The organism is Gordonia mangrovi, assembly GCF_024734075.1.
Taxonomy (GTDB): domain Bacteria; phylum Actinomycetota; class Actinomycetes; order Mycobacteriales; family Mycobacteriaceae; genus Gordonia; species Gordonia mangrovi.
The window spans coordinates 3,711,619-3,725,082 of the sequence record NZ_CP102850.1; the positions used below are offsets into that span (position 1 = coordinate 3,711,619).

At 69.1% G+C, this 13,464-nt stretch carries 12 protein-coding genes; 5 read left to right on the forward strand and 7 right to left on the reverse strand.

Going from position 1 to position 13,464, the window contains the following annotated elements; genetic code table 11:
- Positions 1-2: 2 nt before the first annotated feature.
- Genes moaA through NWF22_RS16870 form a run of 3 tightly spaced genes read right to left on the reverse strand, consistent with a single transcriptional unit; the run spans position 3 to position 1,842 of the window.
- The gene (moaA, locus tag NWF22_RS16860) at positions 3-1,091 is read right to left on the reverse strand and encodes a GTP 3',8-cyclase MoaA (protein ID WP_160902864.1); all 1,089 of its coding nucleotides are present in this window, start codon (positions 1,089-1,091) and stop codon (positions 3-5) included.
- Entirely contained in the window at positions 1,088-1,618 is a 531-nt protein-coding gene (locus NWF22_RS16865) for a flavin reductase family protein (RefSeq protein ID WP_160903351.1), read from the reverse strand. The genes moaA and NWF22_RS16865 overlap by 4 nt, the downstream gene beginning before the upstream one ends.
- Before the next feature lie 14 nt (positions 1,619-1,632).
- A complete protein-coding gene (locus tag NWF22_RS16870) occupies positions 1,633-1,842 on the reverse strand; it encodes a hypothetical protein (protein ID WP_160902865.1) in 210 nt (69 codons plus the stop codon).
- Positions 1,843-2,092: 250 nt separating this feature from the next.
- On the opposite strand from NWF22_RS16870, the gene NWF22_RS24515 reads away from it, so the two are divergent.
- The gene (locus tag NWF22_RS24515; RefSeq protein WP_160903352.1) at positions 2,093-2,506 is read left to right on the forward strand and encodes a cold-shock protein; all 414 of its coding nucleotides are present in this window, start codon (positions 2,093-2,095) and stop codon (positions 2,504-2,506) included.
- Here the strand turns inward: NWF22_RS24515 and NWF22_RS16880 are convergent.
- Positions 2,484-3,059 carry a DUF2771 family protein gene (locus NWF22_RS16880; protein ID WP_160902866.1) on the reverse strand — a complete coding sequence of 192 codons (576 nt, stop codon included), beginning with the start codon at positions 3,057-3,059 and terminating at the stop codon, positions 2,484-2,486. The genes NWF22_RS24515 and NWF22_RS16880 overlap by 23 nt on opposite strands.
- 3 nt (positions 3,060-3,062) lie before the next feature.
- A complete protein-coding gene (locus NWF22_RS16885; RefSeq protein WP_373691927.1) occupies positions 3,063-5,036 on the reverse strand; it encodes an MFS transporter in 1,974 nt (657 codons plus the stop codon).
- A 101-nt stretch (positions 5,037-5,137) separates the two neighbouring features.
- Here NWF22_RS16885 and NWF22_RS16890 point away from each other — a divergent pair, with 101 nt between their 5' ends.
- Positions 5,138-5,929 carry a DUF3027 domain-containing protein gene (locus tag NWF22_RS16890; protein WP_160902867.1) on the forward strand — a complete coding sequence of 264 codons (792 nt, stop codon included), beginning with the start codon at positions 5,138-5,140 and terminating at the stop codon, positions 5,927-5,929.
- A gap of 59 nt (positions 5,930-5,988) precedes the next feature.
- Entirely contained in the window at positions 5,989-8,742 is a 2,754-nt protein-coding gene (locus tag NWF22_RS16895; RefSeq protein ID WP_160902868.1) for a sacsin N-terminal ATP-binding-like domain-containing protein, read from the forward strand.
- Here NWF22_RS16895 and NWF22_RS16900 read toward each other — a convergent pair.
- Positions 8,711-9,298, reverse strand: a complete 588-nt coding sequence (locus NWF22_RS16900; protein ID WP_160902869.1) for a TetR/AcrR family transcriptional regulator — start codon at positions 9,296-9,298, stop codon at positions 8,711-8,713. The two genes, NWF22_RS16895 and NWF22_RS16900, sit on opposite strands and share 32 nt — an antisense overlap.
- Before the next feature lie 61 nt (positions 9,299-9,359).
- On the opposite strand from NWF22_RS16900, the gene NWF22_RS16905 reads away from it, so the two are divergent.
- Positions 9,360-10,502, forward strand: coding sequence for an acyl-CoA dehydrogenase family protein (locus tag NWF22_RS16905; protein WP_160902870.1), 1,143 nt, complete (start codon positions 9,360-9,362; stop codon positions 10,500-10,502).
- Positions 10,503-10,553: 51 nt separating this feature from the next.
- Here the strand turns inward: NWF22_RS16905 and NWF22_RS16910 are convergent, their stop codons facing one another.
- Positions 10,554-12,707 (reverse strand): MMPL family transporter, encoded by a 2,154-nt coding sequence (locus NWF22_RS16910; protein WP_160902871.1) that lies wholly within the window; start codon positions 12,705-12,707, stop codon positions 10,554-10,556.
- Between the two features lie 159 nt (positions 12,708-12,866).
- Here NWF22_RS16910 and NWF22_RS16915 point away from each other — a divergent pair, with 159 nt between their 5' ends.
- Entirely contained in the window at positions 12,867-13,463 is a 597-nt protein-coding gene (locus NWF22_RS16915) for a phosphatase PAP2 family protein (protein ID WP_258321186.1), read from the forward strand.
- The last annotated feature ends 1 nt before the right edge of the window (position 13,464 follow it).

Below are 13,464 nucleotides of genomic sequence, written 5' to 3' on the forward strand. Positions count from 1 at the left end.
TGTCAGCCTCCGATGGCCGACATCGGCCGGCTCGGTTGCAGGAACCCCGGGTCGTTCACACCGTGACCGGCCGACTTGACCCAGGTGTTGCCCCGCCAGCGTCGGGCGAGTGCGTCGTCGAGGTCTTGGCCGGTGAGCCCACTGCGTAACACGTTGCGCAGGTCGGTCTCGCCCTGCGCGAACAGACAATTGCGCAACGCGCCGTCGGCGGTCAGTCGGGTGCGGTCACAGTCGCCGCAGAACGGGCGGGTCACCGAGGCGATCACCCCGATCCGTGCCGGCGCACCGTCGACGTGGAAACCGTCGACGAGCCAGGTGGCCGCGGGCGCGCTGCCGCGCGGGCGGGGGTCGGGTCGCAACGGGAAGTGGTCGCGCAGGACCGCGAGGATCTCGTCTGCGGTCACCATGGATGCGCGGTCCCACCGATGATCGGCGTCGAGTGGCATCTGTTCGATGATGCGGAGTTGGTATCCGTGATCGAGGCAGTACCGGGCCAGCTCGGGAAGCCCGCCGAGGTCGGTGTGATCGGCGAGAACAGCATTCACCTTGACCGAACTCAGCCCGGAAGAACGGGCCGCGGCGAGACCGGCGAGCACGTCGTGCAGGCGGTCGCGCCGGGTGATCTCGGCGAATCGGGTCGCGTCCACCGTGTCCAACGAGATGTTCACCCGATCCAGGCCGGCCGCCACCAAACCGTCCATGCGGCGGGCGAGGCCCAGCCCGTTGGTGGTCATCGCGATCTCAGGACGCTCCGGTCGCGCCGACATCGCCGCGATCAGATCCTCCAGGTCCCGGCGCAACAGCGGCTCGCCGCCGGTGAATCGGATGGAACGGATGCCGAGATCACGAACCCCGACCGTCATCACTCTGATCAGTTCGTCGGTGGTGAGGACGGCGTCGGTCGGCAGCCAGTCGAGTCCCTCGGCGGGCATGCAGTAGGTGCACCGCAGATTGCAGCGGTCGGTCACCGACACCCGTAGGTCGGCTGCCACCCGCCCGAACCGGTCGCGCAGCGGCCCGGTGGTCGGGGCATCGGTGGGCTCCGCCCGGTCGGAGGGAGTGGTCGGCAGGCCGAGCGCGACGGTGCTCATCGGCCCTCCCTCAGTGCTTCCAGCGACCGGAATGTGCTGGCGTGAAAGACCAATGGCTCCACGCCCGGATCGAAGCGCAATGCCTCGATCCGCAACAGCACCAGGGTGTGGTCGCCGGCCGGGATCTCGTTGAACAACGAGCAGGACAGGCTCGCCGCCGCGTCCGGGATGAACACCGCGCCGTCGGCGGTCCGGATCGGTGTGATGCCGTCGAAGCGGGACTCCGCGGGGCCGGCGAGCTGGCGACAGAGCTCGGACTGGTCCTGGGCGAACACACTGACTCCGATGGCCGGCGCGGTACGCAGCCGCGGCCAGGTCGTCGAGGTGTTCTGGACGCACAATGACACCAGGGGTGGGTCCAGGGAGACGGTCGTGAATGCGCTCGCGGCCATGCCGGCCGCAGAGGCGGTGCCGTCGGCATCCGGGAGTCGGCAGGCCACGGCGACCACTCCGGACGGAAAGCAGCTGTAGGCGCGGCGCAGCGTCGCCGAGTCGGCGGCCGGGCTCAGATCCTCGGCGACGGGCATCACGGAATCGACGGTCACCGGGTCCTCCGCCCCGCCCGCAGCGCGAACGCGATCCCGAGGACGAATCCCAACGGTGCGCACATCGTCAGCAGATACACGAAGGTGGGCGCCGTGTCGCCGTCGGTGACCAGCGGCGTCACGAACAACGCGACGATCGCCGCAATCCCGATCGCGAAGACGACCCCGGCCGCCTGCAGAAGGCGGGGAGAGGAGTGGCTCTGCATATCCTCCACGGTAGAACACCGGGCCCTCCGGTGGCGGCGGCGTGCGTAGAGAAGACGCGCTCGAGGTGGTATTCGGCCTGGGGTGAGGTATTCCATGTGACCGCGCCCGCGCGGGTTGGCTAGACTGTGTGCTCATAGGCGCCTCTGCTCATCTGATGGAGGGCCGCGCCCGGACTCGGGCCGGCTGCTGGGTCAGGTGAGGGGCGCTTTTGTCATGACACGTCCGAAAACGCAGATGAGGGTGAGCACAGTGCCGACCGGCAAGGTGAAGTGGTACGACGCGGAGAAGGGCTTCGGCTTCCTGTCGCAAGAGAGCGGTGAGGACGTTTATGTCCGTTCGTCCGCACTTCCGGAGGGAGTGGAGACACTCAAGCCCGGTCAGCGCGTGGAATTCGGCATGGCCGCCGGTCGCCGTGGGCCACAGGCGCTCAAGGTCGCCGTGCTCGATCCTGCGCCCAGTGTGGCGAAGAATGCCCGTGAGGCCGCCCGCAAGGACACCAAGCGACACACCCCCGACGAACTGCACGGCATGGTCGCCGATCTGATCACCCTCCTCGAGGGGGCTGTCCAACCCGAACTGCGCAAGGGGCGCTACCCCGACCGCAAGACCTCACAGCGGATCTCCGAGGTGGTGCGCGCGGTCACCCGCGAGCTGGAGCGCTGAGGCCCGCGCCGCTCCCCGGCAATTCCATGCCCTCGGGGGACGTGTCGGCGGCAAGGTAACCGCGCATGCTGACGGTGTCGTCGCCGGCAGAGACGACCGACGGCAGCTGGACCTCTATCGCGATCAGGATGCGTTCCGGGGAGGAGTGTAGGACCGTGGTGTAGGTGGAGTTCGACCGCATCGGCACGACCGTGCCATCCGGACCCTCCGGGGTCAGGTACTGCACGACGAGATTCCACGGCCACTCCGCGATGTCCTGGGACACCGAGAGCATCATCGACTCGCCGACCGGCACCGGTACGCGCGCCACGTCGATGTCGGTGGGGTCCTCCGGCTCGCAGTTCTCCAGGAACACGTCACACATCCGGGTGGGTTCCACCTGTACCAGCCGATCACCCACCGCCAGGTGCAGATACGGTTCCTCGTCGGACCCATCGCCCGACCACGCGTCCCTGGTCAACACCGCGACGGTCCCGCCGACGATCACCACGAATGCGACGACCACCGCCGCGATGATGGTCAGGGCCTTCTTGTCCGCACTGCTGAGGTTCACCGTCTAGTGCCGTCCTGTGTGATGGGGTTTGGTCGGGGGCGTGGTCCGGCCGGGATCGAGATCGGGCCGGCGTGGGTCGTGGGCGGCCCGATGCGCACGGGTCGGCGCTGTCGACGGTGACCCGTGCGAACCCCGGCGCCAGGGTCGGTCGGTGTCGCCGACCGCCATGAACGCCACCGTCGGCTCGGCGTAGTCGGGTCGGCGGCCGCCGATACCCGGGACCAGCGAGGACCCGCGATTGGTCAGCACCGTCTGTACCAAACCGATGCCCAGCAGCACGGCGACCACGGTGAACCCGATCCACAGCGTCGTCGGCAACACCACACCGAGGGTCGCGCCGAAGACCCAACCCAGTTGCAGCACCGTCTCCGACCGGCCGAAGGCCGATGCCCGCGATTCGTCGGGCAGGTCGTCCTGAATCGAGGAGTCCAGGCACACCTTGCCGATCGCGCTGGTACCGGAGGCGACGAAGGCCGCAACGGTGGCGACGACGATGCTGCCGAAGATGGCGGCCAGGATCGCCACGACGAAACACGCCGCGGTGCACCACACCACGATGATCGGCCGATTCTTCAACTCCAGCCGGGTGCCGAGGCCGTTGCCGAGCATGTTGCCGACCGCCGCAGCGGCGCCGACCGCACCCAGCAGCACCAGCTGCGTCCAGTCGGAGTGCACATCCTGTTGGGCCTTGGCGTAGAACGCGATGTACAGCGTCAAGAACCCGGTGAGAATGCGGATGGTCGCGTTGCCCCACAACCCGGCCACCACCTTGCGGCCCAGGGGTTGCCGCATCTTCTGGGCGAGTTCGTTGGCCGTCTCCCGCGCACCCTTCAGCCCGCCGCCGGCGCCGGAATCGTGTTCGGGGGCGCGCGACATCGCCGGTTCGCCGTGATAGGTGAGGGTGGTCGGGATCTCGCCCTCGGTGACCTCCACCCACGACGGGATACGCATGCACAGCCAGGCGCCGATGACCGCGATGATGGCGAGCCACACCATGGCACCCGGAATGTGGAATGGCAGCACCTTGGCCAGCAGCAGCTCGAAGAAGGCGGCGACGGCACCGCCGACGAGCGTCCCCCCGATCAGGCCGAATGTGGTCAGCCGGGAGTTCACCCGGGGCAGATCGATCGACGGCGGCACCACGCGTGGGGTCACCGCCGACTTCAGCACACCGAACGACTTCGACAACACCAACAAGCCCAGCGCGCACGGGTACAGCACCCACGGGTCGTACTGCAATTGCTGCGCGGCCGAGTCCCACGAGGAGTTCGCCATGATCAGCAGCGCGAGCACGGCACGCAGACCGAAGGTGGTGGCCATCGCGATCCGGCGTCCGTGCTGGAGTCGGTCGAGCAGGGGGCCGATGAGCGGGGCGATCAGCGCGAACGGTGCGATTGTCAGGGCCAGGTACAGGCCGACATTCGTTTTCGACTCGCCCGTCGCCGCCGCGAAGAACAGTGTGTTGGCCAGGGCCACCGCCATCGCCGCGTCGACGGCGAAGTTCGCGATGACGGGCAGCGTCAACGCGGTCATACCCGACCGGTCGGCGCCATCGGCGGTGGCCGCCTGGTAGATCTTGCCCACCCCGCGCCCGGTCAGTTCGCGGCTGCGCATCGCCGCCACCCGGGCGACGGTGAGCTTCTTGGGCATCCGCGGATCGGTGGAGGCCGTCGACGGCATGGCGCGTGTTCCGCCGACTCGGTCGGTGGCCGCCGGATCGGCGGGATCGTCGTCGAGTGGGGGCAGGTGCGGATTGTGGGTGCGCGGCGGCAGGTACGCGTGATCGTTGGGGCCGCGGGCCGCCCCCCGGCCACCGGCGCGTCCGGAACGGCCCTCGTCGGCAGGGTAGTTCGCGGTACCTGGATGCTGTCGTGGGCTGCGCCGATCGTGGCCGCTGCCCACCGCGCCGTCGCGGCCTGGGAAGCGGGTCGGGTCACCGTCGTCCCGGCGGGGCGAGTGGGGACTGGGTCGGTTCACACCGACAATTGTTCCTCATGACGGCCGCCCGGTTGCGGATGGTCGGCACCAGCGAGGCGGGTCCGTGCCACGACCGCGCGCTCGTGTTGCACACTGGAGGGGTGACTCTAGTATTCGACGGTGACCGACTGCTCGCCGCCGCCGACGTGGCGCGCACAGCGCTCGTCGAGGACGGCCAGCGTCCGGGACGGCACCTGGAGAGCACCCCGGAGGGGGAGTGGGCGGTCGCCCACTATTTCGAGGCGGACCTGCCCGGCTATCGCGGGTGGCAATGGTGCGTCGTGGTCGCGGGTGCGCCTGGCCACGACGAGATCACCGTCAGCGAGATCGTCCTGCTGCCCGGCGAGGACTCGCTGTTGGCGCCCAACTGGGTGCCGTGGAACGAACGGATCGCCGCCGGTGACCTGACACCGGGCGACATGTTGGCGGCAGAACCCGACGACCACCGGTTGGTGCCCAACCAGATCGACACCGCCGACGAGTTCCGTTTCGACGACGACACCGCCGATCCCGACGACATCGGTCAGATCGCCGGTGAGATCGGTCTCGGACGTCGACGCCTGCTCAGCCCGGAGGGGCGTGAGGAGGCGGCCCAGCGGTGGCACGACGGCGATTTCGGTCCGCACAGCGACATGGCCACCGCGGCGCCCTTCAACTGCGCGACCTGTGGTTTCTACGTGCCGCTCGCCGGCGCCCTGCGGCCGGCGTTCGGTGTCTGCGCCAACGAGTACTCGGCCGACGGACATGTGGTGGCCGCCGGCTACGGCTGCGGCGCCCACTCCGACGTCGCCGCGCCCCGCGGCCAGGGGTCACCCGCCTACGACGCGTTCGATGACGGTGTCGTGGAGATCGTCGCGGTGACCGCGGACTCCGGCGGGGACGCGGTCTCCTGACCGACTGCGGGGCCGATGCCCCCGACCCGTTCGGAACCGGCGACCTGCGCGCCGCCACCGTGTCGTCGTGGCGGGCGTCGGCCAACCGCTATCGCGAGGACGCGACCACCGAAGACGATCTGGTCACCGTCGGCTACCGCGACCGGCTCTTCACCGAACTCATCGCCAACGCCGCCGACGCTGCGGGTGCGGCGGGCATCACGGGGCGGGTGAGCATCTGGGCGGGCGACAGCGGGACGGTGCACGTCGCCAACACGGGAGCGCCCGTCTCGGCTGATGGCCTTCGGTCCCTCCTCTCGCTACGGGTTTCGGCGAAATCGTCGGAATCGCACACGGTCGGGCGCTATGGCGTCGGTTTCACCGCCACCGCGGCGGTCGCCGATCGCGTGGAGGTGCGTTCGACGTCGGCCTCCTTCGTATTCGATCGGGACCGTACCGCGGCGACCCTCACTGCCGAGGGCATCGATCCCGCCGCCCGCCGCCCGCCGTTGCTGCGGCTGGCCTGGCCGGTGGCCGCCGTACCGTCTGGCGGTCACGACACGGAGATCGTGCTGCATCTCTGCGATGGCGTCGCGGCCGCCGACCTCCTCGCGACCGCCCGCCGCCAGGCGCCCGAGCTGTTGGTGGAGCTCGACGGACTCGGTGCGATCACGGTCGCCGACACCACGGTGAGAATCGAGCGCGCAGAGATGCCCCCGCTCGCCGAGGAGCGTGCGAGGAAGGGGAGCCTGTCGGCCGCGACGCAACTGCTCACCATCACCGCCTCGTCGCCGACCGACTGCGTGGTCCATCGATGGCTGCAGGCCGGGCGAGACACCCGATGGCTGATCGAGGTCGACGAGGGCGGTGCGGTGTGCGCGCGGCGCTCCGCGCTGACCGAGAACGTGCTGCGCGCCCCGACACCCACCGACGTCGAACTGTCGATGCCCGCCATCTGCATCACCGATCTCCCGCTCACCCCGGACCGGCGTCATCTCCATCCCGACGCCGACATCAGCTCGGCCGCACAGGGGTACGCGGAGCTACTGCATGCGTTGCCGTTGTCGGACCGGCCGGCGCTGATCCCGATCGCCGCACATGCCCGCAATCGTGACGACGCAGCTCTCGGCCACGCGGTAGTCGAGAACCTGTCCGAACGTGAGTGGTTGCCGGGTGCGGCCGGGAACGATCTGGTGCCGAGTCGGTCGGTGGTCTTCGGCGACCTCACCCCTGAACTCGCCGAGGTGCTCGCCCCGCTGATGGCCGACCTGGCCCATCCCGACATGTCCGAGCGGCGTCATCTGGCGCGGCTGCAATCGGTCGGGGTCACGGTGATCGGCCTCGCCGAGCTCGCCGAACGCCTGGTCGGTACCGAGCGTGACCCGTCCTGGTGGTGTGACCTGTACGCGGCGTTGTCCCCGCTGGTCACCACCGCGGCAGACGCGGAGGAACTGGGCGCCCTACCGATTCCGCGTTCCGACGAACGGCTCGGCATCGGCGCACGCGGCCTGTTTCTCGCCGACGGCATCGACACCGCGATGAGCTGGCTGCCCACCGTGCACACCCGGGCACGTCATCCCTTGATCGAACGACTCGGTGCCCGGACGGTGGCGGTGGCCGAGGCGGTGGCCGACCCGGCGCTGCAACAGCTGGTCGAACAGGCCGACGACGACGAACTGGGGCGGGTGGCCGATGAGGTCCTCGCCCTGCTGTGCGCGGATGCGGATGCGGCCGTGCCGAAATGGTTGGCAGGTCTGCCCCTGCCCGACGCGCAGGGTGAGCTCCGGGCGGCCGACGAACTGCTGTTACCCGACAGCCCGCTGGCGGCGGTGCTGGTCGACGACGCGCCGTTCGGGCAGGTGTCCCCGGATCTGGTCGGTCGGGTCGGCGGCGACGTACTGCGCCGCATCGGTGTCGGCTGGGGCTTTCTCACTCTCGTCGACGAACTGCCGGTGGCACCCGACCACGACCTACCCGACGAGGAGCGCTGGTGGTCGACGCTGGATGCGCCGCCGGACACCCTTGCGGCAGTCCGCGATCTGGACCTCGTCGACGATGGTTGTTGGGACGAGGCGTTGACGCTGCTGGCCGCCGACTCGACGACCGCGGTGATGCTCGACGACCCATCCGGCTACACCGCGTGGTGGTTGCGTCACCACGCGGTCATCGGTGGCCATCGGCTCGGGTGGTACCGCGCGCCCTCGGATCTGTCGATGGTGGGAGTCCGCGACGTGCTCGACCACCCCCACGCCGATGCGTTGGGGGCGGCGCTCGGCGGGATCGAGATCGAATCCGCCGACGACGCCGACACCGTGCTGACCCACCTAGGTGACCCCGACCGCCGCATCGCCCCCGGTATCGCGGCTGCCGTGCATGCCGCCGTGGTCCGGGCGGTGCGAATCGGCGTCTGCGATGCGGCAGAGCTCGCTGTGCCGCAACGGGTGCGCGCTGCCTCCGGCGAAGCGGTCACCGACGCCGTGGTGCTCGACCGGCCGTGGATGGTGCAGGTTTTCGGCTCCGGTGAGCTGGTCCTCGCCGGGGTGCGGCCCGACCGCGACGACGCTGCGGCGTTGGCCGAGATACTCGACCTGCCGATGGTGGACGACGAGGTGCGTGCGGAGGTGGTCGGCGAGGGAGTCGCCGCCACCCGTGACTGCCCGGAGGCCACGCTGTTTGCCGTGCAGTGGGGACACGACATCGGCCGGGCCGACGTACGGCTACACGAGGAACTCTGGGTTAGATTGTGGCGCAACGGAGATCGACGCGATAAACGCGTCGGTTGGTGGGTCGATGAGCACGGGGTCACGCACCTGCCGCGGCTATCCCGACCGTGAGGATCGAGGCCAGCTGCCGATAGGCGGACGCATCGTCGAGCCCGGTGGTCACCGCGACCTCCCGGCGCTGGATGCGGCTCATCATCGAGGCCGCGAGGTCGGCGGCGAAGGAGGCGTCCACATCGCGGAACTCGCCGGCGGCCACGCCGTCGGTTATGAGCTGCTGCACCCGGCGGGCGGCGGCGGCCGTGTTGTGTTCGTACAGCTGCCGCGTCGGCCCGAACGCGTGCAGATCGGTCATGAACGCATCCGATGCCGGGGCCAATGCATCGCCGACCGCGATGAGGTACGTGATCACCCTGTCTCGGGCGGTGTCGGCCCCGGCGACTGCCGACTCGACCTGCGTTGTGGCCGTGCGGAAGAACTGTGTCACGGTCTTGGCGACCAACTGTTCCTTGCTGTCGGCCAGGGTGTACAGGGTCGATTTGGAGCAGTGCAGCCGCTTGGCGAGATCGGCGACGCCGAGCTGTGCGAAACCCTCGGCCAACAGTAGGGCGAGCAGCCGGTCGAACAGGTCTTCGCGTCGGCGGGTGCCGAAGCCGATGGTGTCGTCCATGCCGAACATAGTACTATCGACAGTACTTAAGTACTGTTCTAGATCCCTCGGAGGTCCTGGTATGCCCGTCGATCGTCTACTGCCCAGCGATGAAGCACACGATCTCATCGCGCTGACCAGGGACTTCGCCGACAAGCGCCTCGCGGGCATCGTCGACGAGTACGAAAAGGCGGAGAAGTACCCCGAAGGGCTCTTCGCCGAGTTGGGGGAGGCCGGTCTGCTCGGCTTGCCCTACCCCGTCGAGTGGGACGGCGGCGGCCAGCCCTACGAGGTGTATCTGCAGGTCCTCGAAGAACTCGGTGCGCGCTGGGCGGCGGTTGCCGTGGCGGTCAGTGTGCACGGCCTCGCCTGCCACCCGCTGTTCAATTACGGCACCGAAGAACAGAAACAGCGCTGGCTACCGGATCTGCTCAACGGCACACTCGTCGGCGCCTACAGTCTGTCGGAGCCCCAGGCGGGATCCGACGCTGCGGCGCTGGCCTGCCGCGCGGCGGCCGTCGACGGCGGATATCGGGTGAACGGGGCGAAGGCGTGGATCACCCACGGCGGGATCGCCGACGTCTACAACCTCTTCGCCCGTACCGGCGAGGGGTCGAAGGGGGTCAGCTGCTTTCTCGTCGCACGCGACACCGAGGGGCTGACGTTCGGCAAACCCGAGGAGAAGATGGGCCTGCACGCGGTCCCCACCACATCGGCCACCTACGACGATGCCCTGGTGAGCACGGAACGTCGCCTGGGTGCCGAGGGCGAGGGGCTGTCGATCGCCTTCTCCGCGTTGGATTCCGGCCGCCTCGGCATCGCTGCGGTGGCGACCGGACTGGCGCAGGCGGCGCTCGACGCGGCGGTGGACTACGCGCAGGAGCGAACGGCGTTCGGACGTAAGATCATCGATCATCAGGGCCTGGGTTTCGTGCTGGCCGACATGGCGGCGGCCGTCGACACCGCGCGAGCCACCTACCTGGATGCCGCCCGCCGCCGGGATGCCGGCCGCCCGTACTCGCGGGCCGCCGCCACCGCCAAGCTCGTGGCCACCGACGCCGCGATGAACGTGACCACCGACGCCGTGCAGGTCTTCGGCGGCTACGGCTATACCCGGGACTTCCGGGTCGAGCGGTACATGCGCGAGGCCAAGATCACGCAGATCTTCGAGGGCACCAACCAGATTCAGCGCCTCGTGATCGCACGATCGTTGGCCGCGCGCTGACCACGTCGGCTCAGAGTGCGGCGTCGGGATCGTAGCGGAAGACGTGATGCATCAGGTCCGGGCGAGTTCGCGTTCGGTGGCCGGAGCGGTGACCGGCCGGTCGTCGTCGACCTCGACGTCGATGCGGGGCAGCACGCGGTCCAACCACGCGGGCAGCCACCAGTTGAACCGTCCCAGCAGCGACATCGTCGCGGGTACCAGGACCATCCGGATCAGGGTGGCGTCCAGCAGCACCGCGACCGCCATGCCGAGTCCGAGCATCTTGAGCACGATGTCGGTCTCGGTGGCGAAGCTGATGAAGACCGCGACCATGATCGCGGCGGCGGTGGTGATGACCCGTCCTGTCTTGGCCAGTCCACCGATCACTGCGGCGCGGGCGTCGCCGGTGGCCAGCCACTCCTCGCGGATGCGGGACAGCAGGAACACCTCATAGTCCATCGACAGCCCGAACAGCACGGCGAAGATCAGGATCGGTACCCAACTCGACACGGCCACCGGGTGATCCACGCCGAGCAGGGACAGACCCCAGCCCCACTGGAACACCATCGTGATCACCCCGTACGCGGCGGCGACCGACAGCAGATTCATCAGCGCCGCCTTCACCGGGACCACCACCGAACGGAACAGCACGGTCAGCAGCACCACCGACGCCGTCACCACGAATCCGATCACGACCCACAGGCGTTGCTGCAGCAGCGTGGAGATGTCGTCGAGGTAGGCGGTGTACCCGGTCAGGATCGCGCCGTCGGGAAGCTGTGCGCGGATCGCGTCGAGAACGTCGACGGTCGCCGCGTCGGCAGGGTCGTGGGCGATGGTGACACCGATGATCTCGAGGGCGCCATCGGGGGACTGGGCGATCGGGGCCACCGTGGTCACGCCGTCGACGCGTTCGGTCGCCGAACGCGCGGTGGTCAGCTGCGCGGTGGTGACCTGGTCGGTCGGCGCCACGATCATCACGTCGGCGTTGGCTCCGGCACCGTATTCGGCCGCCAGCAGATCGTGCGCCTTGCGGGTGGTCAGTTCGGCCGACTGGGCTCCGGAGTCCTGGGGCCACGTGCGCATCGAGATGGCGGGTGCCGCCAGCGCGAGCATCACGGTCATCGCGATCAGGACCGCTGCGACCGGACGGGCACCGACGCGTGTGGCCCAGCGGGCAGTCAGTGGCGGACGGGCGGTGATCGTGTCGGCGTCGGGTTCGGCCGACAGCGCCCGCGCCGTGCGCGGCACGATCCGCCGACCGGCCAGTCGGCACAGCGCCGGAACCAGCACCAGGGTCGCCACCAGCATGGCGACCACTGCGATCGCTGTGGCGAAACCGAACGACGAATAGGTCGGCAGTCCCGCCAACGGCAGGCCCATCAGGGACACCAGCACCGTGGTGGCGGCGAACACCGCCGAGCGGCCGGCAGTGGCCACCGAGCGGGCGGCGGCATCCACCGGGTCGTGGCCGCGGCGCAGGAACTCGACATGTCGACTCACCACCAACAACGCGTAGTCGATGCCGACGCCCAGGCCCACCATGCTGGCCACCATCGGAGCGGAGGGACTGACGTCGATGGCGGCGGCCAGTACCAGCACGCCGGCAGATCCGGCGATCAGGCCGGCGATCGCCGACAGGATTGGCAGTCCTGCCGCGACGACGGAACCGAATGCGAAGACCATGATCAACAGCGCCAAAGTGATGCCGATGATCTCCGCGTGGCCCTTGATGGGCGCCGCCGCGGTTTCCGGCAGTGAGCCGTTCATCTCCACCTGAAGACCGTCGGCACGGATCGGGTCGACGGCGTCGGTGAGCGCGCTCGCGTCGCCCATCAGATCGGGATCGGTCTCCGGGACGTCATAGCCGACCGAGACGATCGCGGTGTCACGATCGGCGCTGAACCGGGGTTGGGCGACCGTTGCGACATGGGGCATGCGTTCGAGACGTTCGCGCAGTTCGGTCGTGGTGGCCGCGGACAGCGCACCGTTCTCGGAATGGACGACGACATTGGCAAAGGCGTTGCCGGCTCCGGGCACGTGCTCGCGCAGCAGTTCGATGCCGCGGTGGGATTCGGTCCCGGCGACATCCCAGTCCTCCTGGGTCTGCCCGCCGAGAGCCGAGGACGCACCCAGCAGCACGGCGAGTGCCATCACGAAACCGACGAGGGCGCGGACCGGATGGGCTGCGCACGCCCTACCCAGTCGATACAGCAGTGTGGTGTTCATCGGGGATCTTCCTTCGGTGAGTGCTCCGGGAACCGTGGCGGGTGCGGTCAGCACCGGCGAGCAGGTGGGTGGACATCACTAGGGTGGGGTGCATGACTTGTGGACCGCTTGGGCCCGACTTGAGGCGGACCCGGCCGTCACAGGAGAGGCGCTGAGCAGGTGATTTACGCTGCCAACCCCGTCGACGACGCCGTCACCGACGCGGCGGTCGACCTCCGGGTTCCGGTGCTCACGGATCTCGCGTTCGTCGTCACCGCGATCGGCAACACGGTGGTGCTCGCGTTGGTGGTGACCATTGCGGCCGCAGGGTTGGCGCTGCGAGGCCAACGAGACGAGGCGATCCTGGTGGCCGCGGGATCGATCGGCGGCTACGTCCTCATGGTCGGGATCAAACAGCTCGTCGCCCGATCGCGTCCGCCGTTGCCGGACCGGCTGTTCGCCATCGACACCTACTCGTTTCCGTCCGGTCACGCGATGATCAGCATGGTGGTGTTCGGGCTCCTCGCCGTCGCCGCCCACCGCAGCAGTTCCTGGGTGCGCGCGCACCCGCTCGTGCTGCTCCTCGCGCCGGCCGCATCGATCGCCATCGGCTGTACGCGGGTGTACCTGGGGGTGCACTGGGCCAGCGACGTCGTCGCCGGGTGGGTGCTCGGCGCGCTGTGGGTCATGTTGTGTGCGTGGATTTCTCGACGCTGCGCCACCCGGCTTCGGCGGCATGGTCGGATTCCACCACGCGCGGCGAGACCGGCACGTTAAC